Raw genomic sequence first — 23,141 nt, forward strand, 5'->3', positions numbered from 1 at the left:
AACTTCTCCTCATCAACTAATATTCTAACTCACTACCTCATTTCAAATTCCCCTCGTATTTTTTGAATAATACAAAAAGAGCCTTACATAAAATAAAAAGGCTCTTTTTCACTCTATAATTTATGTTTTACATCAAAATCTTGAACCCAACTCTTCTTAACTAAAAATAATAATACAAGATATACAACAATATCATTATCATAACCTAAATATTGCAAGGACATTATTAGCACTAACGGTAAAATAAAAACTATACAAAATTCAACCTTATATCCTCTTAAACCCGACATTAGTTTCCTGAACAGTCCAAAAAGGAAACTAATGTATATACATACTCCAATAATTCCTGTCTCCATGGCAATATTTATAATAAAATTATGCATATTAGTGTTAACTAAATAGTGAGGTACATATTGCATTAAAAAATTATAACTGGAATACATACCGTTTCCAACTATATAATGTGTCTCATTAAAATGCTCAAAGAAAGCTTTCCATAAAAAAAGTCGAGATGCCCCTCCATCTGTACTGGGATCCCCTATTCTTAGAATAACATCTGTAACAACTTCAATAAACCCAAATAACAATATAGGGATTAAACATAGAACAAAAAATTTAATATAATTATTCTTTTTATATATCTTTTTATAAAAAATATATATAAACGGAATAATCATCGCCATTTGAGCCGTTCTGGATAAAAGAAGCATTATATTGATAACAAATATAGAAAGTATCAGGAACTCTCTAGTTTTAATTTTATCATTTAATATAAAATTAAAATATAACAGTTGTACTAAGAATAATTTCGAAGCCCAAATATTTTTATTACTATGACCAAAAATAGGATCTGCCCCCCTACTAATAGCATAAGCATCAATAGAGTTTTCTATATTTAGGAAATAGCTTAAGGATATATTTTGACTAATGTATACATACATTATTTGTATAAAACTTAGAATAATTATTAACTCTAAACACAATTTAAACTGATTATTAAATTTCGAGTCTATTTTTACCTTCTCGATAAAGTTTGGAACCACTAGTAAAAAACTAAGGTTTACAATAAACTTTATGTATAAGTTTATTTCGAAATTATTAAAGTAAAAAATATTTAATAATCCTCCATATAACAGGAAGAACAACAGGTATATTTGCCATCTATTAACTTGTTTAAAATATGGTAAACACATCAAGGTAATTAAGAGAAACAATGGTATATAGATTTTCGTTTCCAAAAACAAGCTAAAGATTGCAATCATAATAAGATATATAATTATTTTATCATAATTTTTCATTTTCTTTCCTTCCATAGATTCAATACTTTATTCATAAAATTAATGCCTATATCATTTATTAATCTTTCCCCAGATATTTTTATAAAAGAATATATATACATTATTTTTTATTAAAAATATTGATATCCTATGTTTAAGTGGTAAAAATTCACTATAATCTTGTAAAGCAATAATATCTTGCCTTAATGTCTTTATATTTTCTCCATTATCTATTAAATAATTTAATTCATATATTTTCAATCTCAATTCCAAAGCACCCATATATTTCTTTAAATTTGGGTCTTTTTTTATAAAATCTCCTATTAATCTTGTAGTATTAACCAAGGAATTTCCAATCATTGGATTGTAACTTTTAGTAATTGAGCCTTCTCTTTGTACGTAGTAATACAGTGGAAAATCTATACTATCAATAGATTTTGCATAGTATAAATATCGTGGCATAAAACCTACATCTTCAAAAAAAGCACGATTTTCAAAGTGTAGTCCATTTTGCTTGATTATTTCTGTCCTATACAATTTGTTCCAAGCTACAACAAAAGGTTCATCATGTCTACACAGGAAATTCTCTAGGATATCACCATTCAATAAATTTTGATTAAAATAATAATCCTTCTCGCGTAGCTTATTCGCTTTCCCATCCAGCCAAACCTTTTTGAATCCACAAACCACCAAATCAATGTTATCTGTAACGATCTTTTTATATAAAGTCTCATACATGGATTTATCTAAATAATCATCACCATCTACAAACGCTATAAACTCCCCACTAGCATGGTCAATTCCCGTATTCCTAGCGGCACTTAAACCGCCATTTTCTTGGGAGATTACTTTTACACGTTTATCACGCTTTGCAAATTCATCAGCAATTTCAACTGTATTGTCACGTGAACCATCATTTACAACCAGTATTTCAATCTCCTTAATACTCTGTGTAATAAGACTTTCCAAACACTTTCCGATATAGCTTTCTACATTATATGCCGCTACTACTATACTAATTTTAGGCCTCTCCATGGTTTAACTCCCTCCATTGATCATATAATCCAATAAATTCTTTATTATATTTTGAATCATTGGACCAAGGGCCTATTAAAATATAATCTTCATATAAAGAATAATCAACACTAAAAATATTCACACTATCTTTAAAATAATTTAGACTAGCAAATTTAATCTCTGTTTCACTATAAATATTCCCTAAATATTTTACCACTTGATTAGCTGTATGCCCCGTATCCACCGAATCATCTACAACCAAAATTTTATTTATTTTTCCCATCTCATATTTACTTTTATCAAAGTAAATTTCTCTATCTATATTCTGGTTATGAACCCCAGATTGAATTTCCTTACGTCTCAAATATTCCTTAAGGGATTTAGGGATAATCTTTATTACAGGCTTAATAAATTCTTTTAATTTATTTCCTTTACGCACTGCGTGAATTTCTAATAGTGGTACTCTTAAGTATTCACTTATTGTTTGTCCTATTAAAAATGAACCCTTAGCTATAAATATAACTACATCTGGCTGAAATTCTTTTTCAATTTTTACGGCTAACTTTTTGCTTTCTATTTCCAAATTTCTTATTGATAATTCTATACAATTCACTGTATTTACCTCTTTTTATTAATTTAAAAACTCTAGCAAACTTTGTTATATGATGGGCCACCTGTAAACAATCTCGTTGAACATATTGCGCACTTTGTAAATTATCCTTAAACTCCTGTGCACCTTTAAAATCTTCCATAACATTATAGTTTCTACCCAATTCTAGAAATGTATGTGCATCACTACCTACAGCTTTAGCGACACTATATCTATTTGCAATCTCTAATTGAATGTCTGAAAAATATCCCTTTATATTCCTACCATTGTGAATTTCAATGACATCAATTAAATCTTGATTTTTTTGAATCTCTTCTTCCACCAATACTGTTTTATACCTTTTTTCATCATATGGGTGAGGAATATACACTATTCCACCTTGTTTTTTTATTTCTATCATTGTATCTCTCGGAGATTTTCCTGGGCTTATTTTGGTATTTATAAATAACCCTATTATTTCACCTTTACTAGAGAATATCTCTTCCCCAATAATTACTTTAATTGAATATCTCTCAAGAAAAGCTTTAAACTTTAATGCACCCTTAATTTCATTATGATCAGTAATTGCCACTACATCTATTCTTCTTAATTTAAGCATTAACAAATAGAACCACTTGCCCAAAGTACTATCATGAGAATGACAAGTATGTGTATGTAATTCAACATTTATACTCATATCTTCATCCCCCTTTTTTATAAAATTTTAGAAATGTAAGTATTTTAATATGCTCCTCTACCAACCAAAACATCTTTAACAGTCAATAATAAAATTTTAATATCTAACCACAGTGATGCGTTATAAACATAATATAACTCTAAATCTACTCTCTCTGGATATCCTACATCACTTCTACCACTAACTTGCCAGTAACCTGTAAGACCTGGTTTTACAGATAAAAACTCATTTTTTCTTTTTCCGTACTCTACTAGCTCTTCTTGGACTACTGGCCTTGGTCCGACGAGGCTCATATCACCTTTTAAAACATTTAAAAACTGTGGAAGTTCATCTAAGCTAGTCCTTCTTAAAAACTGTCCTACTTTTGTTATACGCGGATCCTCACTTGGCTCTAATTTATAATTATTATCTATATATTTTTTATATAGTACTTCATTTCCCCTTAATTTCTCTTCTGCATTGATAACCATTGACCTGAATTTATAAATATAAAATTCTTTTCCATTTTTACCTATTCTAATCTGTTTAAAAAAGATAGGTCCTTTATTATCTCCTGTCATATATAAAATTGAAATTAAAAGAAATACTGGAGAAAAAATTATCAATCCCACTATTGCTCCGAGTAGGTCCATAGTCCTTTTTAAACATAAATACATAATACTAGTCTTTTGAATCTCCATTGTATTTTGTTCCAATGATCCACTAGCCATTTCACGATTCCCCAAATATATCACCTTTCCTTTATGAGTGTACTGTTTCTCTTTTTATAATCTCACCCATGTATTCCATTAATTCTTTATTTAATTCTTCATATTGTAACGCCATCTCAATTGTCGTCTTAATAAATCCAAATTTCTCCCCAACATCATAACGAGTTCCTTCAAAATCATAAGCAAATACACGCTGAATTTCATTTAAACGTTGAATCGCGTCTGTTAATTGAATTTCCCCACCTGCACCTGTCTGCTGATCTTCTAGGAACATAAAGATTTCTGGCGTTAATACGTAACGTCCCATAATTGCCAAATTAGATGGCGCTGTTCCTTGAGCTGGCTTTTCCACAAATTGGCGCACTTGATAACGACGATCGTTTTGTTCAACTGGATCGATAATGCCATAACGATGCGTTTCATTTTCAGGTACTGTTTGTACACCAATAACTGACGACTGTGTACCTTCATATTGATCCATCAATTGACGTAAGCACGGTGTTTCTGCTTGAACAATATCGTCACCAAGTAATACCGCAAATGGCTCATTTCCAATAAATTTACGAGCGCACCATACTGCGTGTCCAAGTCCTTTCGGTTCCTTTTGTCTTATGTAATGAATATTTATTTTTGAAGAAGCTTGTACTTTTTCAAGTATTTCATGCTTCCCTTTTTCTAGAAGATTTTGCTCTAGTTCAAAGGAATGATCAAAATGATCTTCAATTGCGCGCTTTCCTTTTCCAGTAACAATAATAATATCTTCAATTCCTGATTCTATCGCTTCTTCTACTATGTATTGAATTGTCGGTTTATCAACGATCGGTAACATTTCTTTCGGCATCGCTTTCGTTGCTGGTAAAAATCTCGTTCCAAGACCAGCAGCTGGTATAATTGCTTTTCTTACTTTTTTCAAATCTAATCCCCCCAAAAAATATTGTTTTATCTATATGTAACAATAACAAAAACCCTACCTATAGAGTCATTTTTATAACTCCATAGGTAGAGTTTCTATAATAAATAAAATTATGGGCATCCAACCCATCCTCACGTCATACTCCCGACGACAAGCGTCTAAGGTAGGTTCGAAAATAAATTTTCTACCCACAGCACGACCGAGTGCCTCCATTGATAACGGTTAGGAGACATCACCAAATCTCTTCAATTAAAAAATACCAAACAATTTTTTACGACGAATTAGTTCTGGATCTTCTTTATAAATTGCTTTCCCGCTAATTAATAAGTACGGATTTTCTTTTAAGTCACTCATAACGTTCATTCCGAATTCTTTCTCAATTAATTCGTAGCTTTCTGCTAGATGAAATCCTCTTGAAGTTGTGTTATGCGCATCTGATGCGACCATATGTGTTAAATTATGTTCAACAAGTTGTAGTGAAAACTTTTTAATTTTCTTACCGAACTTTCCTAGTAAGCTACCTGCTGTCACCTGTGTTAGCGCACCTTTATTTACAAGGTTATATAACTTATCCGGTTGCTCGATTAACTCGGCATTTCGCTCCGGGTGAACGATAATCGGAATCATTCCTTTTACACGTAGTTCATATAGTAGTTGTTCTGCATATCGAGGTACATGATTAGATGGAAATTCAATTAACATATACTTATCTGTTTCATTTAGAGTAACGATTTTACCAGCTTCATAGTCTTCTAATAAATCACCATATAACCTGACCTCTTGTCCTGGTAAAATTTTTAGCGGAATTTCATTTTGTTGTAGTTCATCATTTAATTGTTTCACCTGATGAATAATAGAAGTGCGCTCATTTACATATTTTCCATTTTGATGGTGTGGAGTTGCGACGATTGTATGTATTCCTTCTGCCACGGCCTGTTGTGCCATTGCTAAACTATCTGTTACGGTTTGTGCACCATCATCTATACCAGGTAAAATGTGACAATGTAAATCAATCATTTGTTTCATCCTCCCTTTCTTAAATAAATCTTTTTTCCCTTGAATATGANNTCATATTCAAGGGAAAAAAGGAGATATGTTCTTACCATATCTCACATTTAAATTAATTAGCACCATAGTAATAATATAAGCTTTGTTCGCGTTCACGGTCGTTCAGAACAACGCCTAACAATTTACCTTTAGCCGATTCTAACAATCCTTTTGCTTTTACTGCTGTTTCCTTCTCTGTTGATTCACTACGAACGACAAGAATAGAAGCATCACATACATTTGCCATAATTTGCGCATCGGTAACAGCTAAAATTGGTGGCAAATCAAAAATGACTAAATCATACATACTGTATGCTTGCGCAAGAAGTTCTTGCATCGATTTCGAACCTAACAATTCCGCAGGGTTTGGCGGGATTGGACCGCATGCTAAAAAGTGTAGATTGTCTACAGCTGTCGTTTGTACACATTTCTCTAAACGTTCACTATGTGTTAACACATTCGTTAGTCCGAAAATATTATCTACTTGGAACATTTGATGCATTGCTGGTTTACGCATATCCGCATCAATTAATAATACTTTCTTTCCTTGTTGGGCAAACACAACTGCCATATTCGCTGTTGTTGTTGTTTTCCCTTCGCTTGGGTTCGCAGACGTAACCATTAATGAATGTAAATTCGTATCAACAGCTGCAAATTCGACATTCGTTCGAATATTACGATATTGTTCTGAAATTGGTGATTTCGGTTGTTGATGAGCAATTAATTGACGACGTTGACGATGATTCTTTTTCTTGTTAAATAAATTAAGAGCCAATTGTTTGTCCCCTCACTTTTCTTGATGATGGAGCGTGTGATTTCACGTTTGTTGTTTCTTCATCCATACGAGCTACAATACCTAACACTGGTAACCCAAGTAAGCTCTCTACATCTTCTTCTTTTTTCACTGTGTTATCTAAGTATTCTAGTAAGAATGCAAGACCAACTGAAGCCATTAAACCAACAACGAAAGCAATTGCTACGTTTAACATTGGGCGTGGTTTAATCGGAGATTGATTTTCTGCAACTTCCGCTTTAGATAGTACTGTTACGTTATCAACGTTCATAATTTTTGCAACTTCACCTTTAAATACATCTGCAGTTGCATTGGCAATATCACGAGCTACTTTCGGATCTTTATCCTCAGCTGTAACAGAGATTACTTGTGAATCTTTTTCGTTCGCAACATTAACCTTTTCAGTTAAAGATTTCTGCGTCATGTTTAAGTTTAGTTTTTCATTTACTTGATCTAAGATTACTGGACTTTTAATAATAACCTTATATGTATTCGTTAATTGAATATTCGTTTGAACTTCACCAGCTTGAATCATTGCACCTTCTTGCTTCTTCTGGTTAACAAGAATTTGCGTCGAAGATTGATAGATTGGTGTCATAAAGAAGAAGCTAATGATAGCACTTACAATAGCTGCACCAAAGGCGATTACGAGGATCATTGCTAGACGTTTTTTTAAGATAAGAAATAACTCTTTCAAACTAATTGTTTCTTCCATAAGTTCCTCCAACTTTCTAAAATTTGCACATAAGAAAAATTATAACATATAAATCTTACATTTATTTAATTTAGTAATATCTATGTACGATCGTTATTTAAAAACATATATAATCTTACAAAAAAATCTTAAATATGACAACACATTCCATCGTTTTCCCAAAATTTCCATTATATCATTTTTCTTGTATAATGCAATAAAAAATTTTATAAAAATTCAAAAAAAGCCAATGAATATTTTCATTGGCTTTAAAAATTATTATTCCATACATTATTTATCAATAATATCCATATTGTTCCTTTTCTTCTTTTTTGTCATTTAAAACGACTCCAAGTATTTTACCTAATGCTTTATCTAATATTTGTTTCGCTTTTAAGACTTTGTCTTTTTCTGTTTTGTCACTGCGCACGACAAGTACGATTCCATCGCATTTGTTCGCAAGTATTTGTGCATCGGTAACTGCAAGGACTGGTGGTGTGTCGATTAAAATAATATCAAACATGTTATAGGCTTCTATTAATGTCTCGTCCATCACCTGGCTTCCTAGTAATTCAGCTGGGTTTGGCGGGATCGGTCCTGCTGCCATTAAATATACGTTCTCTATATCTGTTTTTTGAATACATTGTACTAGTTTCGCCTGTCCTGATAATAAGTTTGTTAACCCATTTGAATTGTGAATGGCAAATAAGTTTTGGATCGTCGGCTTACGTAAGTCAGCTCCGATTAATAATACTTTCTTTCCTTGTTGGCCGAAAACAACTGCTAAGTTTGCGATTGTTGTTGTTTTTCCGTCTCCTGGATCTGCCGAAGTAACAATGATAGAACGAACGCGGCTATCTACAGATGTAAATTCAATGTTTGTACGAATGTTACGGTATTGTTCTGCAACTCGTGATTTAGGCTCTTTATGTGTAATCAATTGTCGTAATGGTTTTCTTTTCTTTCTTCCGAACATATTCATAATCTCCTTTTGTGAAATGCGACATTTCTCCTTTTTCTCTATGCTCGATTTCATACGTCTAATTACTATTTTGTATTGCTGACTTCCTCACATTTCATCATAATCAATACCACTCTACTTTGTCTTATATAAACGCCTTAACAATATGACAATGACCTTACTTCTTTTCTGCCTTTATCTTTTATCCTATTTTCCAAATAAATAATAAAATAATTATACGGAAATTACCATATATTTACAAGTTATTTTCTGACTAGTTTGCATTTTTCGTTGTTTAAGCGATATATAACGGAAATAAAAAAATCTCCTTGTATGTTCACAAGGAGATTTTTTTATGTTTCTCTATTCTTTTTTATCACCAATTGCAAATGTAATTTCAGCTTCACATGCAACTTCGCCATCTACTGTTGCGATTGCTTTCCCTTTTCCGATCGGGCCACGTACGCGTGTCATTTCAACTTCTAGACGAAGTTGATCACCTGGGCGTACTTGCTTTTTGAAACGGCAATTGTCGATACCTGCGAAGAAAGCGAGTCTTCCGCGGTTTTCTTCTTTCTTTAATACAGCAACTGCTCCGACTTGCGCTAATGCTTCTACAATAAGTACACCAGGCATAACTGCATAGTCAGGGAAGTGTCCATTAAAGAATTCTTCGTTTGCGGATACATTTTTAATTCCAACCGCTCTTTTTCCTTCATCTACTTCTAATATTTTATCAACAAGTAAGAATGGATAGCGGTGAGGAATGATTTCTTTAATTTGTTCTATATTTAGCATGTAACAATCGCCCCTTTTGTAATATTGGTCTTACCACTTGGACATATTGTTATTATCCCATTTTGTTTATTATTTGTCATTATAAAGTACAATTTTAATCTGTATCGCCTTCTATAAAAAAATGCACACACTCTATTCCAGCAAAATAGTTGCACATTCCTGCAACTGACACGGAGGTAGAAAAGAGTGTATGCCCAAATTAGGGAAAGGCAATATGTATGAACATTATTTGCCTTAATGTCGTATTCGACTCATTATATTATAAACGTTTTCAAATAAGGAAATATTAAATTTAACCATATATATCAATATTTTACCTATTTTCTTCATTTTTCTTGATTTTCCTTCCATTTTCTCAATAAATCAAAATAAAAAAATAAAAAAATATTAAAATACAAACAAAAAAGAACTAAAGTAAACACCTTAGTTCTTCCTACATTATCCCGTATTAATGAGCAGTAAGGCTCCCATTCCAAAGTTCAGCTAAAAGCAAAGGATTTAGCTGAGAGCCAAACTCCTCGTAAATACTCGATTGATGAAAACTAATAATTAGTCCACTGATTAAAGTTTCACTTTATCTCAAAGCACGACGTGGTAATTTATCGATATTCTCTAACATAATACCTGTACCAACAGCAACACATTGCATTGGGTTTTCAGCAATTAATACTGGTACCTTTAATTCTTCTGCTAGAAGCATGTCGATACCATGTAGTAAAGCTCCACCGCCTGTTAGAATGACACCACGGTCGATAATGTCCGCAGATAATTCTGGTGGCGTGCGCTCTAGTACACCTTTTGCAGCTTGTACAATGACAGCTGCGTCTTCTTTTAGTGCTTCTGTAATTTCTTCAGAGCATACTGTAATTGTACGTGGTAAACCTGTTACCATGTCACGTCCGCGAATTTCAAGTTCTTCACTACGCGCACCTGGGAATACTGTACCAACTTTAATTTTAATATCTTCTGAAGTACGTTCTCCAATTAATAGCTTATACTTACGTTTGATGTAGTTTAAGATCTCCATATCAAACTTATCGCCAGCCATTTTGATAGAGGAAGAGGTAACAATATCACCCATAGATAGTACAGCGATATCTGTTGTACCTCCACCAATATCAACAACCATGTTACCGCTTGGTTGGAAGATTTCCATACCAGCACCAACTGCGGCTACTTTTGGTTCTTCTTCTAAAAATACTGTTTTACCACCTGAACGTTCAGCAGCCTCACGAATTGCTTTTTGTTCTACTGATGTGATGTTCGTTGGGCAACAAATTAAAATGCGAGGTTTTGAAAAGAAGCTCTTTACGTCCAATTTGTTAATGAAATACTTTAACATTGCTTCTGTAATGTCGAAATCTGCGATTACACCATCTTTAAGTGGACGAATTGCTACAATATTACCAGGCGTACGTCCCACCATACTTCTTGCTTCTTCACCTACTGCTAATACTTTACCTGTATTACGATCAATTGCCACAACAGATGGCTCATTTAATACAATACCCTTACCTTTAACATGAATTAATACGTTAGCCGTACCTAGGTCAATTCCGATATCTCGCGCAAACATTCCCGTTTTTTCCTCCTCGATATTCAAAATCAGGTTACACCCGAATTCTTTTACACCTAATTTCTGATTTTATCATAAATTTAACAGAAACGTAATATTCACAAAAAGAATTCTTCTGAAAAATGTTATCGAATATACGCGGAATGTTTGCTACTGTATCTTTATTGACGTACAGGCTTTTCTACATCTTCTTTTCTATACTTTTGCTTTGTTGCTTCTCCACCTCTTAAATGGCGAATAGACTTATGATAATCAAGAATTTCTTTCACTTCATTTGCGAGCTCTGGATTAATTTCTGGTAGACGTTCTGTTAAATCTTTATGGACTGTACTCTTTGATACCCCAAATTCCTTTGCAATGACACGCACTGTCTTTCTTGTCTCCACGATATACTTGCCAATCTTGATAGTTCTCTCTTTGATGTAATCGTGCACACCACTCGCCTCCCTAAATTGGATGTGAGAAGTGTGAAATGAGCCTCGCTGCATACGACTAAGAAGTAAGTGTGAGTGCTGTTTGTAAGCGTTAAACATTCTTGGATTTATAATGAAATGATTCACGATTTCTCACCTCAAACACTCTCTTTGCTTTGGTTTATACCATTGTATTGCCCGCACTACTGATATATGCTACATGTTCACTATTTTTGCGGACTAAGTTAAGAAAAATTACGTTTTTTTGTGAGAAATACGTTAACAATGACTATTATGGCAAAAAAATGACACCTTATATTCAAGGTGTCATTCTTCTCGTTCCAATTCTTCTTCTAACAACTGATGGTGGGGAACCTCTTTTTTACCCGCAATATAATAATATAAGGTGAATAAAACAAACAATAAAATAATAGCAATCGACATAACAAACAAAAATGACACAGTATCCCCTCCCTTTTGTAATATATATTCGAGAATCTCGTCATTTTTCCTTGTTATTGCAACTTTTTTCTCGAAATTGAGTATTTTTATATAAAAATAAAAAAATCAACTCTCCTAATGAGAGCTGATTTTTTCACTTTCTTATTCTTGTGAAGAAGAACCGTTAGATGATTCTGTAGAACCATTTGTTGATTTTTCTTCTTTCTTCGGTTCTTCTTTTTTGTCACTAGTCGAACCGCTTGTTGATTTCTCTTCTTTTTGAGACTTATCTTCTGTTTTACTTTCTGGTTTCGTGCTCGTTGACTTCTCTTCTTTTTGAGATTTGTCATCAGCTTTTTTACCAGAAGCATTCGTTGCTTTTACAGCACCTGCATCAGCTTTAATTTCTGCTACTGATTTATTTAAGTAACGCTCAGGGTTCACAGCCACATTGTCTTTTCGTACTTCAAAGTGAACGTGAGAACCTGCCTCTTTGTTCATTGCACTTAGACCAGATGTTCCTAATACTTCACCTTGTACAACTCTTGCACCTTTTTCTACTTTCACACTGCCTAAACTTTGATAAGAAACTGCTACACCATTTCCACTATCTACTGTTACCACATAACCAAGAAGTGAATCTTTTTCAGCTTTTATTACTGTACCACTTAAAGCAGCCGCTACATTAAATTCTTTTCCATTTTTCGCAGCAATGTCGATTCCTTTATTCGGGGAATATGTGTTGTTATAAAAAACAAGTGCTTTTTCTTGTTCCGCCTCAGTTGCTGCATCTTCATAGAATTTCTTTTGTACAACTACTTCCACACTCGCGGCAGCTGGCATTTTCACTACTTCTGAAGATTTCGTTACTGGTACTGCTGGATCTTCCGATTGTGTATACGGTGTTGCTTGATCATGGTTCGGAGTCTTCTTTGGATTAGCTCCTTGGAACCATAGCGCAACCATTAAGATTACCGCTGCACAAGCAATGTATAGTGCCGGAAACACCCATCTTTTTTGAAATAAATGTACTACCTTTTGCGACTTTTTATTATTTCTTCCTCGCATTCCATCATCACCTCAGCAATCATTTTGAACAATATTCATGTATCCTATACAACGTATAACTAATTACTTTTCGACAAAATCTGTAAAAATATGTATAGGATTCGCAGAATTTCCGAGGAAATGATGAAAAAAGAAAAAACTGAGCGTTTCAGCTCAGTTTTTAGTCCATTTGTTTCTTCTTGTATACGATTAAACATGCAATAAGCGAAATAATAAGCCACACTCCAACATTTAGTATATGCCCACTAATACTACTAAACCCAGCTCCATCTACTAAGCTGTTAATCGCTTTTGCGATATGGGATGTTGGAAGATACTCAATCATCGTCTTAATTACTTTGTTTTCAACCAGTGGCTCAAATTGTGCAGCTAAATACATCGTCATTAATATCGGCATCCCAATTAGTGATGTTTGTGGTACAGACTCAGCTAATAACCCAATCATTGTTCCAATCACGATAAATAGAATCGTTCCACATAAGACGATAAACCCTAGCAATACAAGGTTGCCACTTAATTGATCCAGAATGAATAAGTTCACAATACAAATACCCAATGTCAAACATGCTGTTAATATACTTTTTCCAAGAAGAACTTCAACAGAAGAAGCTGGTGATAGCATTAATACACGCAATGTATGTTTTTCTTTTTCTTCTGCGATTACCATCGATTGAACAAACCCCGCAACAAATAGAAAGGCCATTAAAGTAATAATGCCAACACCTGCACTCCCTTGCCCAAACCTGCTAAATATAAATGCAAATATAATTGGTAAAGACGCCATTAACAGCACTTGTGAATTTGTCTTAAAATCTTGTACTTCTTTTCTAAAAATAGCTGATACACGCCTCATTGAAAATGTCATTATAATCCCCTCCCAGTAACTTCAATAAAGATATCGCCTAGTGTTGGTTCGTGTGAATGAATGGATAGTAATTCTCCTTTTTTCATCCATTCTGAAATGCGTTTTGCACCTAATTCATCTTTTTGCACTACTTCTTTTTGCTTATCTTTTAATACGACTTGTATTTGATCTTTCGCGTATTGTAAGCGAAGGTTCTCCGGTGTATCAAGTGCTACAATTTCTCCACCACATAGAAAGGCAATACGGTTACAAAGCGTTTCTGCTTCGTCCATGTTGTGTGTCGTTAAGAAAATCGTCGTTCCTTCTTTATTTAAGCCTTTTAAGATTTTATGAATGTTTTGTACGTTTACTGGATCGAGTGCAGATGTTGGTTCGTCTAAGAAGAGGATATCTGGTTTATGAAGGATTGCTCTTGCTAAGGTTACGCGTTGCTTCATTCCTTTTGATAGTTTCTTTACCTGTGTTTTTTTATCATCTAATAAGTTCACTTGCGTTAGCACTTCATCAATTCGTTCTTTTTTACAATCGTATAAATCACAAAATAATAGTAAGTTATCATAAATGCTAAGTCTTTCGTATAAGCCGCTGTTATCTGTTAAAATACCAATTCGTTTGTAATCGATGCTACTTGGCCCTGTAATATCTTTCCCTAATACTCTTACCGTTCCAACACTATGAAGCAATTGGGAAGTTAAAATTTTCACTGTTGTCGTTTTACCAGATCCACTCGGTCCAAGGAATCCAAAAATCTCTCCTTGCTTCACCTCAATGTTTACATTTCGAAGTGCTGTTTTTCCGTTGAAACTTTTCATTACATCTTTCATTTCAATTGCCAATGTCATTTCGTCATCCCCTTTGTTTTTCTTATATAGATGAAATTCACTTTCGCAAGTTTCGATTTTGTTGTTTCGCTTTTCTTGACTCAATCATATGAAAAACAAAGGATAGGCGCAGTAAAATACCGATAAAAGGAGTATTTTTACCGGTGAATGAATCGTATTTTGAGCTTATTGGAGCATTATTTATATCCCGATTACACCTTTTAGTTCATCCATTCTTCCTTTCGAAAGTGGAATTGAGCTTTTTCTTTCGTCATCCAAAATTAAACTAAAACTGTTACGAGTCCAAGTAATGACTTCTCGTACTCTTTGTAAATTCACAAGGTACGAGCGATGACATCTAAAGAATCCGAATCCTGTTAATCTCGTTTCTAGTTCACTTAATGTTAATGCACACACAAAATCACCTTCACGTACATGAATATGTGTCACTCCATTTTGTGTTTCAATGAAATGAATTTCCATCGGATCAAGTAAAATGATTTTATCGTTCACTTTCGCTGGTATTCTTTCTAACTTCATTTGTGGAATCATTTGAACGACCTTTCCTTCATCGACTTCTTCCACTTCCTCTTGCTCAATTTCTATCTTTTTCACACCATCGTTATTTAAAATGTATACATCTTCTGTTAACGAAAGAGCGTCCGATAAGAAAGATGACGTAATAAAGATTGCCTTTCCTTGTTCTTTCATCTTCATAATCGCTTTTCGAATAATAATCGTACTTTCTGTATCTACATTTTGCTCCGGCTCTTCTAAAATAACTAAATCCGGATCATGAATCATAACTCGCCCGATATGAAGGCGACGTTTCTCTGAAAATGACAATTTTTCTATTTTCACGTTTAATTTATCTAAGAGACCGACATATTGTACAACTTCTTCCGTGCTCATATTCGATTCATAAAGTCCTAATAAAAATTTGAAGTATTCCTTCACCTTTAAACGATCATATGCTTCATCTTTCAAAAAGCAAAAACCGATACGTGAATATACTTCCTTTCCAATCGGTTCCTCTTCAAATAACACACTGCCCGAAGAAGCCTCTTCTTCTCCGATAATAATACGATGTAACACTTTAGCTGTATGATTATTGCATTGCAAAACAACACATTGGCTTTTCTCAACTTCCAGATCAATTGCTGGTAACTGGTTCGTCTTCCCTAATTGTTTTAACTCCAATAACGCCATTCCGTCTCCCCCAAAATAGTTTTTATTTTATTATAACAAACAATTAATGGAAAATTATGATACTTAATACAGTCATTATAATTTAAAGGATGTCAACAAAGAAGGCTATCCATTAGGATAGCCTTCTTCTCTATTTCTGCTCCACCATATAAGTCTTCAGCTGATCACGAAGTGCTCTCTTTAGAAATTTCCCTACAGATGTTTTCGGAATTTCATTTACGAATAAAATATCATCTGGCATCCACCATTTCGGGAATTCCGCTTCTAGTAAAGCGTACAACTCTTCTCTTTCGACTGCTTGTCCTTCTTTTAATACGACGCAAGCAACTGGGCGCTCTTGCCATTTTTCATGCGGCACCGCCACGACAGATGCTTCTAACACTTTATCGTGTGACATTAAAGCATTTTCTAAGTCTACTGAAGAAATCCACTCACCGCCGCTTTTAATTAAGTCTTTCGTACGATCGGCAATTTTAATAAATCCTTCCGAATCAACTGTAACGATATCTCCTGTATGGAGCCAACCATCTCTCATCGATTCCTCTGTACGCTCATCTTTATAATAGCTACCGGCGATCCATGGGCCTCTTAGGCATAGTTCTCCCATCTCTTCTCCATCCCATTTAATTTCACCGTCTTGTCCGATCACTTTCATTTCTAACCCAGGGAATAAATATCCTTGGCGAGAGCGTAAATTATAATATTCTTCTTTCGGTAAATCACGTTGATATGATTTTGGACAATTAATTACAACAGCAGGACTCGTTTCTGTCATTCCATATATTTGTCTAAATGCAATTTCATATTTCTCTTCATACGTACGAATCATACTTTGCGGAGCTGCTGACCCACCTGACCATATCGTTTTTACGCTACTAATATCATATGGATGTTTTTCTAGTTCCTGCAACAAACCAATCCAAATGGTCGGCACGCCAGCCGTAATTGTTACTTTCTCACTTTCAATTAATTCCGCTAAAATCTTCGGTGTGAAATGTGGTCCTGGTAATACGAGTTTTGTCCCAAACCATGTACTCGCAAACGGTAATCCCCATGCATTAACATGGAACATTGGAACGACAGGCATACAAGTGTCTACTTCTGATATATTCCCGCCATCTGCAAGTCCGAGTGTATAGCTATGGAGCGCAATACTACGGTGTGTATAAACTACACCTTTCGGTTTCCCTGTCGTAGCCGATGTATAGCACATACCGGCTGGTTCTTTTTCATCTAAATCTTTTACAAACGGAAATGTCTCATCGCCTTCTTCGAGTAATTGGTCGTAATGATATGCTGGTGATAGTGTTGTTTGAGGTAGTTTATGATCGTCTGTCATAATAATAAAGGCTTTTATATGCGGGATTTCGTGTTGAATACTCTCTAATATAGGTACCATATCTTCATCGACAAGAATGATTTTATCTTCTGCATGGTTAATAATATATGAAATGTGATCAGCGGAAAGTCTTAAATTAATTGTATGTAGCACCGCCCCGATTCCAGGAATCGCAAAGTATGCTTCCAAATGCCTATGATGGTTCCAAGCAATTGTACCTACTTTATCTCCTTGTTCAATTCCCATTTTCGTTAATACGCTAGCGAGCCTTCTCGTCCGCTTTGCAATTTCTCCGTATGTTAATGTATGAATACGCGATGCAGTCCGTGAGACAACTTCCTTTTTCGAAAAATATTTCTCCGCTCGTTCCATCATTGACGGAATGAGAAGTGGTACATCCATCATCATTTTTCATTACCCCCTGTTATTATGTTTTATATATTCATATAACTGTATTATAACACATAGTGTACAGCGTAACTTCCATTTATTTCTACAAATAATGACAAAAAGAGCTAATTTAAATTAGCTCTTTTTGAACCCTACTTCTTCACCATCAATTTTCCTTCATAATCGTTCATCGTTTTAATTTCGATCCCTTTATAATAATGAGCGACGATATCTGTATATTTCTTACCTTCTTTCGCCATTCCGTTCGCACCGTACTGACTCATACCGACGCCATGACCGAATCCTTTCGTTGTCACGACGATTTTATCCCCTTGTTGTTTCCATGTGAAGTCAGAAGAGCGTAAATCTAATTTGTCACGTACATCTCTTCCTGTTAATGTTTTTCCTTGAAACGCTACATCTTTTACACGATTTCCTTCTGTGCGGTCTTTAATATTGCCAACCTTCCCGTCTGCTAGCACCTTCACACCGAGACGTTTTTGAAAATCAGCTACTGTGAATGTTTGTTCACTTGTAAATTTCGGAGAGGCTTCATCCCACGGACTATCTACGCTTTTCAAATAAGGATAATCATTTCCCCAATAATCAGCTGCATTTTCTGTTCGCCCGTTACTCGTTGAGAAGAACGAAGCTGAAATTGGTTTTCCATCATACGTTAAAACTTGTCCTGCAGTTTTAGAAACTGCTTCTTCGATTTTCTTTAAATTATTTTCGTAGTTATTACCCCATTGTTTCTTCAATTCTTCTTTGCCTTTGTACACTTGATCTTTCACCGTATCTGTCACGTCTGCATTGTTTTTCTTACCACCACTTAGCATACGCTGCACTACAAATGTTCTCGCTGCTAATGCCTGCGCCTTTAGCGCCTCTATTTCAAAACTGGCATTCATCTCAGAAGCTACTACACCGGTCACATACTCCTCCATAGGTACTGTTTCTACCTTCTTCTGCTGATCGCGATATACAGCAACTTGAACCGCTGTATCTACTTTCCCTGGAGCTGGTATACTTTCTATCGCTGGAGGAGTTTTAGAAGCTGCTTCTTCTCCTACTTTTGCTTTCGCAAACGGAATAACAAGAGCAGCAGGTACAATGATAACGAGCGCTATTAACAGCGCTACTGTAATGAAAAGTGGCTTTGAAAATTTCATCCTATTCCCCCAATATAAAGTTGGCTTCCTTTCATTCTTATGGAATTATGGGGTTTTTTAGAACATACTTGGAGGTATTGGTATAAAGTGAAACTTTGATCAGTCGGGGGCTTGTTCATCCCTCACTAATTATTAGCCCATCCCAATCGGGCATGTGCGGGATAAAACGAAAATTTTCTAAATATTTTTACTGGTACGTGCATAAGTATAGAATTTATTGACTATAACAGTAATAAGCCCAAAAAAATAGCCCCTATGTCAAAAGACATAGAGACTATTTCAATTAAGCGTGAAGATCAGAAACTTCTTGTTCTTTCACTTCTTCTACTTTTTCGTTTACACGTTCAATAGTTGCACCTAATGCAGCTAATTTCTTATGGAAATCTACATAACCGCGGTCAAGATGCTTCAACTCTGTTACACGAGTGTGACCTTCTGATACTAAACCAGCTAAGATTAATGCAGCTGCAGCACGTAAGTCAGTTGCGCCTACTTCAGCACCTTGTAAGCTGTTTGGACCGTTCATAATAACAGAACGACCTTCAATTTTAATATCAGCATTCATACGACGGAATTCTTCAACGTGCATAAAGCGGTTTTCGAATACCGTTTCTGTAATCATACTTGTTCCATCAGCTTGTAGTAATAATGCCATCATTTGTGATTGCATGTCTGTTGGGAAACCTGGGTGAGGCATAGTTTTAATATCAACCGCTTTTAACTTATCTGGGCCGATAACACGTACACCTTCATTTTCCTCAATAATTTTAACACCCATTTCTTCCATTTTCGCTGTAATTGAGCGTAAATGTTCAGGTACAGCATTTTCAATTAAGATGTCTCCACCAGTAATTGCCGCTGCAACCATGAATGTTCCCGCTTCAATACGGTCAGGAATAATAGAGTGGTTTGCACCATATAATTTATCAACGCCTTCGATACGAATCGTTCCAGTTCCAGCTCCGCGTACTTTCGCTCCCATCGCATTTAAGAAGTTAGCTAAGTCAACGATTTCTGGTTCTTTCGCTGCGTTTTCAAGGATTGTTGTCCCTTTTGCTAATGTAGCTGCAGACATAATGTTTTCTGTCGCGCCCACGCTTGGGAAGTCTAAATAAATTTTAGCTCCTTTTAGTTCTCCCTCTACGTATGCCTCAACAAAACCATTACCAACCTGTACTTTTGCTCCCATTGCTTCGAAGCCTTTTAAATGTTGGTCAATTGGACGTGAACCAATTGCACATCCACCAGGAAGTGCAATACGAGCACGACCGTTACGTGCTAATAATGGTCCCATTACTTGAACCGATGCACGCATTTTACGTACATATTCAAATGGTGCCTCAATGTTTAGTTCTTTAGAAGCATCGATTGTTACTTGGTTATTTTCAAATACGACTTCAGCATTTAAATGACGTAATACCTCATTAATTGTGTATACATCAGACAAAACTGGTACTTCAGATAGTACATTCTTTCCATCACTCGCTAATAGGGCTGCAGCGATTATAGGTAATACAGCATTTTTTGCGCCCTCAACACGCACTGTGCCGTTTAACCGCTTTCCGCCACGGACGATGATCTTTTCCAAATTATTCCCCTCCGTGTCCTTTTTTCAGTATCTATTCACTCAATACTCAGAAGTTATGATCGGTGTGCCAACCACAATTGTATCCTTGTTGTCTGTAGAACGTATTGCTATTTGCACATTTATTTTCTCTCTATTTGTTGAAAGAGCGTCATCCCACTTTTTATTGTATGCGGAGACTGACACAAATGCTCTTTCTTCTATCTGTTCGATCGCTCTTGCTGAAAGATTTTTCAAAACCTGATCGGTTTTATTTTGCAAAACACCTTCAATCTTATCATTCAGTACACCTTGAACACAAGTGTAAATTATAGGTTTTCCACTAAAAATTTCATTCATTTTCTGAACATACTTCGGGTCCCATTTCGCCCCACTTACCTCAAAAATAATGAAAGTGTTTTCTTTAGTATTTTCCTTACTCCAAGTTACTACTACTCGTTCTTCATAAGAAGAAAACTTTTTATAGGATGTAGCTTTATATCCATCTGGAGATTGCTCTAATTCCCAATTTTCAATATTCGCCTTGTCCTTCACATCGTTTAACAATTTTTGAAACGTATGTATATTAGAAATTGTTTTTGTTTCTCGCGCTAACCATGACCATTTCTCCACTTTAGCATCATTTTTCTCTAAAGCTGCAATCATGCTTTCCATTTTCTGTTCATCGCTTATCGGTTTCATCTCTCTATATCCAACCAAAAATAAAACGACACTCAAGGCAACAATAAGAATGGCTTTAAACTTCAATTTCATCCCCTCCTATCCCCATTGTTAACGGAGATATGAGGTTCTATACACTTACTTTACTAAATACGTTAAACTCTTCGAATAGCCTAAATAATCAAGGAAAAAGTTACTTACAGATGTCCCAATTGCAATTGTAATTAGGATCAGCAACACTCTCGTCTGCATCACTTTTCCAGCCTTCATTAAACGCTCAATATGGATGCCTTGCAGGGCCCACCACGTAATGGTAATAAACAATAAATGCGAAAAAATGGCAATCAGTGCTTGTTGCCCTAAAAGTTGTGCCAAAAAATCGACCCCTTTTTACTTGGCTACTACTTATGCAAAATCAAAAAAACGATACCATAATAAGTAGGAGCCACACTTTTTCAAATGCAAATAAGCATCTTACATTTTATATCGTAATTTTCTCTCAAAGAACGTATACCTATATGCATTTTCAGTTGCGATTAACACAAAATAAAAAGCGTAGAGTAACGACTCCACACCTTTTATTTTCACTATTGTACCACGTTCCCTAAGAAGAAGAAATCTTTCATTAATGGAAAATATTCATAAAAGAAATTATATCCAATCATCGGCATAATCCCTAGTATTACAATCGAAATTGCACAAACACTCATAACAACCTTTATATTTAACGGCAACCGAATTTTTTCCTCTGCCTCTCCAGACCGGAAAAACATTTGCTGTAAAATACGGAAATAATATACGAATGAAATGACTGTCGTACCCATCATAATAGAAGCTAGTACGTAATGAGCTGGCTCTACATGAAATGCGCCTAAAAAGATGTTAATCTTTCCAATGAAACCAGCTGTCCCTGGTATCCCGGCTAACGATAAAATAAAAATCGTCATCACTATCGCTGTAAATGGCGATCGCTTATATAACCCTGTGAAAATGGTGATATTTTCTTTGTCGCTTTGTAAGATTAAGCCATGGATAATTGCAAATGCCCCTATATTCATAAGCATATATGCAAGCATGTAAAACCACATGCTATCCATCGTAAATGGTGACAAAGCCACAAGCGGAACGAGTAAATACCCTGCGTGCGCGATACCTGAATAAGCAAATAAACGTTTTACGTTGTATTGTTTTAATGCGACTACGTTCCCAACAATCATCGTAATACTTGCTAGTACAGCAATGTATATGCTCATACGCCCGTATAAAGATTGCATCTCCCCTTGTATTGATACACTTGCAAAAACCATAAGGAACAGGCGAATAATGAGTAGGAACCCCGCAATTTTAGAAATTGTTCCAAGAAAAGCAGTAACCGGTGTAGCAGCTCCTTCATATACATCGGGCGCCCACATATGAAACGGCACTGTTGCAATTTTAAAAGAAAGCCCAACGAGCAACAGTAGAAATGCGAGAGCTAACAATAATTGAATACCACCAGCCAGCTCCTCAGTGAATACTTTTTGCATATCCACGATATTGGTTGAGCCTGTAATACCGTATAAATAACTCATTCCAAAGAGCGTAATTGCCGTTCCAATTCCTCCGTTAATGACGTATTTCATTGCTGCTTCATTTGATGCACGGTTCTTTTTTCGTATTCCTACTAAAATGTACGAAGAAAGTGACAGTAGCTCTAAACCGACAAAAAGTGTAATGAAGTCAACACTAGAAGACATGAACATCGCCCCAAGAAGGGCCATTAAAAATAAGTAATAATATTCTCCCTTATCTTCAATTGGATTTTTCTTGTCATCGCTCATTGCGGTGCATAAAATGAGAGCCGCACCACCTAATAACAACGTTTTAAATCCTTTTGAAAATCCATCTAACACAAACGATCCATTTAAAATATCTCCTGTTGGTTCGCCATATAGCGTAATTAATGACACAATTGCGAATATGACGGCGGCGATTGCACCAAGCGCTACGTACCTATGGTTCAGCTTAAAAAACAAATCACATATGGAAAGAAGGATGGCAGCTCCGAGAATAATGAATTCTGGCACCATTAGATGCCATGATAAACTAAGTAACGTACCCATATCC

General features: G+C 35.1%; 24 protein-coding genes. All 24 read right to left on the reverse strand.

All coding sequences use genetic code 11. The features are described 5' to 3' along the window. Positions 1-113 precede the first annotated feature (113 nt). The 24 genes from COC96_RS11645 to nuoN all read right to left on the reverse strand — a co-directional run bounded on the left by COC96_RS11645 (position 114) and on the right by nuoN (position 23,137). Positions 114-1,298, reverse strand: coding sequence for an O-antigen ligase family protein (locus COC96_RS11645; RefSeq protein ID WP_180234959.1), 1,185 nt, complete (start codon positions 1,296-1,298; stop codon positions 114-116). Between the two features lie 51 nt (positions 1,299-1,349). Further along, entirely contained in the window at positions 1,350-2,312 is a 963-nt protein-coding gene (locus tag COC96_RS11650; protein WP_098768848.1) for a glycosyltransferase, read from the reverse strand. After that, positions 2,299-2,907 carry a phosphoribosyltransferase gene (locus COC96_RS11655; protein ID WP_098768849.1) on the reverse strand — a complete coding sequence of 203 codons (609 nt, stop codon included), beginning with the start codon at positions 2,905-2,907 and terminating at the stop codon, positions 2,299-2,301. Before COC96_RS11655 ends, COC96_RS11650 begins: the two co-directional genes overlap by 14 nt. Next, positions 2,840-3,580 (reverse strand): PHP domain-containing protein, encoded by a 741-nt coding sequence (locus tag COC96_RS11660; protein WP_098768850.1) that lies wholly within the window; start codon positions 3,578-3,580, stop codon positions 2,840-2,842. The genes COC96_RS11655 and COC96_RS11660 overlap by 68 nt, the downstream gene beginning before the upstream one ends. A 44-nt stretch (positions 3,581-3,624) precedes the next feature. Continuing rightward, positions 3,625-4,305: a sugar transferase gene (locus COC96_RS11665; protein WP_373604885.1), complete on the reverse strand. Its 681-nt coding sequence runs from the start codon at positions 4,303-4,305 to the stop codon at positions 3,625-3,627. Positions 4,306-4,321: 16 nt separating this feature from the next. Next, a complete protein-coding gene (gene bpsC / locus COC96_RS11670) occupies positions 4,322-5,203 on the reverse strand; it encodes a UTP--glucose-1-phosphate uridylyltransferase BpsC (protein WP_098768852.1) in 882 nt (293 codons plus the stop codon). A gap of 249 nt (positions 5,204-5,452) precedes the next feature. Further along, the gene (locus COC96_RS11675; RefSeq protein ID WP_098768853.1) at positions 5,453-6,220 is read right to left on the reverse strand and encodes a tyrosine-protein phosphatase; all 768 of its coding nucleotides are present in this window, start codon (positions 6,218-6,220) and stop codon (positions 5,453-5,455) included. 103 nt (positions 6,221-6,323) lie between these two features. Then, a complete protein-coding gene (locus tag COC96_RS11680) occupies positions 6,324-7,025 on the reverse strand; it encodes a CpsD/CapB family tyrosine-protein kinase (RefSeq protein ID WP_098768854.1) in 702 nt (233 codons plus the stop codon). Beyond that, the gene (locus tag COC96_RS11685) at positions 7,015-7,758 is read right to left on the reverse strand and encodes a YveK family protein (protein ID WP_098768855.1); all 744 of its coding nucleotides are present in this window, start codon (positions 7,756-7,758) and stop codon (positions 7,015-7,017) included. Before COC96_RS11685 ends, COC96_RS11680 begins: the two co-directional genes overlap by 11 nt. A 277-nt stretch (positions 7,759-8,035) precedes the next feature. Next, a complete protein-coding gene (locus tag COC96_RS11690; protein WP_142339994.1) occupies positions 8,036-8,713 on the reverse strand; it encodes a CpsD/CapB family tyrosine-protein kinase in 678 nt (225 codons plus the stop codon). A gap of 348 nt (positions 8,714-9,061) precedes the next feature. Next, entirely contained in the window at positions 9,062-9,496 is a 435-nt protein-coding gene (gene fabZ / locus COC96_RS11695) for a 3-hydroxyacyl-ACP dehydratase FabZ (protein WP_000931959.1), read from the reverse strand. A 574-nt stretch (positions 9,497-10,070) separates the two neighbouring features. Further along, positions 10,071-11,072: a rod shape-determining protein gene (locus tag COC96_RS11700; protein ID WP_000457981.1), complete on the reverse strand. Its 1,002-nt coding sequence runs from the start codon at positions 11,070-11,072 to the stop codon at positions 10,071-10,073. 161 nt (positions 11,073-11,233) lie between these two features. Then, complete coding sequence (gene spoIIID, locus COC96_RS11705; RefSeq protein ID WP_000544012.1) at positions 11,234-11,506, reverse strand: sporulation transcriptional regulator SpoIIID; 273 nt, start codon at positions 11,504-11,506, stop codon at positions 11,234-11,236. Positions 11,507-11,812: 306 nt separating this feature from the next. Then, the gene (locus tag COC96_RS11710; RefSeq protein WP_097904605.1) at positions 11,813-11,947 is read right to left on the reverse strand and encodes an ABC transporter ATP-binding protein; all 135 of its coding nucleotides are present in this window, start codon (positions 11,945-11,947) and stop codon (positions 11,813-11,815) included. 141 nt (positions 11,948-12,088) lie between these two features. Further along, positions 12,089-12,994 carry a M23 family metallopeptidase gene (locus COC96_RS11715; RefSeq protein ID WP_098269773.1) on the reverse strand — a complete coding sequence of 302 codons (906 nt, stop codon included), beginning with the start codon at positions 12,992-12,994 and terminating at the stop codon, positions 12,089-12,091. 160 nt (positions 12,995-13,154) lie between these two features. Continuing rightward, entirely contained in the window at positions 13,155-13,859 is a 705-nt protein-coding gene (locus COC96_RS11720; RefSeq protein ID WP_098768856.1) for an ABC transporter permease, read from the reverse strand. After that, complete coding sequence (locus COC96_RS11725; protein WP_098768857.1) at positions 13,859-14,701, reverse strand: ABC transporter ATP-binding protein; 843 nt, start codon at positions 14,699-14,701, stop codon at positions 13,859-13,861. The genes COC96_RS11720 and COC96_RS11725 overlap by 1 nt, the downstream gene beginning before the upstream one ends. Positions 14,702-14,881: 180 nt before the next feature. After that, positions 14,882-15,889: a LytTR family transcriptional regulator DNA-binding domain-containing protein gene (locus COC96_RS11730; RefSeq protein ID WP_098768858.1), complete on the reverse strand. Its 1,008-nt coding sequence runs from the start codon at positions 15,887-15,889 to the stop codon at positions 14,882-14,884. 130 nt (positions 15,890-16,019) lie between these two features. Next, positions 16,020-17,636 (reverse strand): long-chain fatty acid--CoA ligase, encoded by a 1,617-nt coding sequence (locus tag COC96_RS11735; protein WP_098768859.1) that lies wholly within the window; start codon positions 17,634-17,636, stop codon positions 16,020-16,022. Positions 17,637-17,770: 134 nt separating this feature from the next. Then, positions 17,771-18,790 (reverse strand): stage II sporulation protein D, encoded by a 1,020-nt coding sequence (gene spoIID / locus COC96_RS11740; protein ID WP_098269768.1) that lies wholly within the window; start codon positions 18,788-18,790, stop codon positions 17,771-17,773. 283 nt (positions 18,791-19,073) lie between these two features. Next, on the reverse strand, positions 19,074-20,378 hold the full coding sequence (gene murA, locus COC96_RS11745; RefSeq protein ID WP_098269767.1) for a UDP-N-acetylglucosamine 1-carboxyvinyltransferase: 1,305 nt from the start codon (positions 20,376-20,378) through the stop codon (positions 19,074-19,076). 39 nt (positions 20,379-20,417) lie between these two features. Next, a complete protein-coding gene (locus COC96_RS11750) occupies positions 20,418-21,122 on the reverse strand; it encodes a YwmB family TATA-box binding protein (protein WP_176538799.1) in 705 nt (234 codons plus the stop codon). A 51-nt stretch (positions 21,123-21,173) separates the two neighbouring features. Beyond that, complete coding sequence (locus tag COC96_RS11755) at positions 21,174-21,410, reverse strand: DUF1146 family protein (RefSeq protein WP_097904614.1); 237 nt, start codon at positions 21,408-21,410, stop codon at positions 21,174-21,176. A gap of 212 nt (positions 21,411-21,622) precedes the next feature. Next, entirely contained in the window at positions 21,623-23,137 is a 1,515-nt protein-coding gene (nuoN, locus tag COC96_RS11760; RefSeq protein WP_373604886.1) for an NADH-quinone oxidoreductase subunit NuoN, read from the reverse strand. Between the last annotated feature and the right edge of the window lie 4 nt (positions 23,138-23,141).

It is taken from the genome of Bacillus cereus, assembly GCF_002577405.1.
Classification (GTDB): Bacteria; Bacillota; Bacilli; order Bacillales; family Bacillaceae_G; genus Bacillus_A; species Bacillus_A cereus_AU.

Coding starts and splice junctions, on each gene's coding strand:
- COC96_RS11720 (WP_098768856.1), bottom strand. CDS start 13,859: ATGACATTTTCAATGAGGCGTGTATCAGCTATTTTTAGAAAAGAAGTA.
- COC96_RS11735 (WP_098768859.1), bottom strand. CDS start 17,636: ATGATGATGGATGTACCACTTCTCATTCCGTCAATGATGGAACGAGCG.
- COC96_RS11660 (WP_098768850.1), bottom strand. CDS start 3,580: ATGAGTATAAATGTTGAATTACATACACATACTTGTCATTCTCATGAT.
- COC96_RS11690 (WP_142339994.1), bottom strand. CDS start 8,713: ATGTTCGGAAGAAAGAAAAGAAAACCATTACGACAATTGATTACACAT.
- COC96_RS11650 (WP_098768848.1), bottom strand. CDS start 2,312: ATGGAGAGGCCTAAAATTAGTATAGTAGTAGCGGCATATAATGTAGAA.
- COC96_RS11685 (WP_098768855.1), bottom strand. CDS start 7,758: ATGGAAGAAACAATTAGTTTGAAAGAGTTATTTCTTATCTTAAAAAAA.
- COC96_RS11730 (WP_098768858.1), bottom strand. CDS start 15,889: ATGGCGTTATTGGAGTTAAAACAATTAGGGAAGACGAACCAGTTACCA.
- spoIID (WP_098269768.1), bottom strand. CDS start 18,790: ATGAAATTTTCAAAGCCACTTTTCATTACAGTAGCGCTGTTAATAGCG.
- nuoN (WP_373604886.1), bottom strand. CDS start 23,137: ATGGGTACGTTACTTAGTTTATCATGGCATCTAATGGTGCCAGAATTC.
- COC96_RS11700 (WP_000457981.1), bottom strand. CDS start 11,072: ATGTTTGCGCGAGATATCGGAATTGACCTAGGTACGGCTAACGTATTA.
- fabZ (WP_000931959.1), bottom strand. CDS start 9,496: ATGCTAAATATAGAACAAATTAAAGAAATCATTCCTCACCGCTATCCA.
- COC96_RS11645 (WP_180234959.1), bottom strand. CDS start 1,298: ATGAAAAATTATGATAAAATAATTATATATCTTATTATGATTGCAATC.
- COC96_RS11715 (WP_098269773.1), bottom strand. CDS start 12,994: ATGCGAGGAAGAAATAATAAAAAGTCGCAAAAGGTAGTACATTTATTT.
- COC96_RS11675 (WP_098768853.1), bottom strand. CDS start 6,220: ATGATTGATTTACATTGTCACATTTTACCTGGTATAGATGATGGTGCA.
- COC96_RS11725 (WP_098768857.1), bottom strand. CDS start 14,701: ATGACATTGGCAATTGAAATGAAAGATGTAATGAAAAGTTTCAACGGA.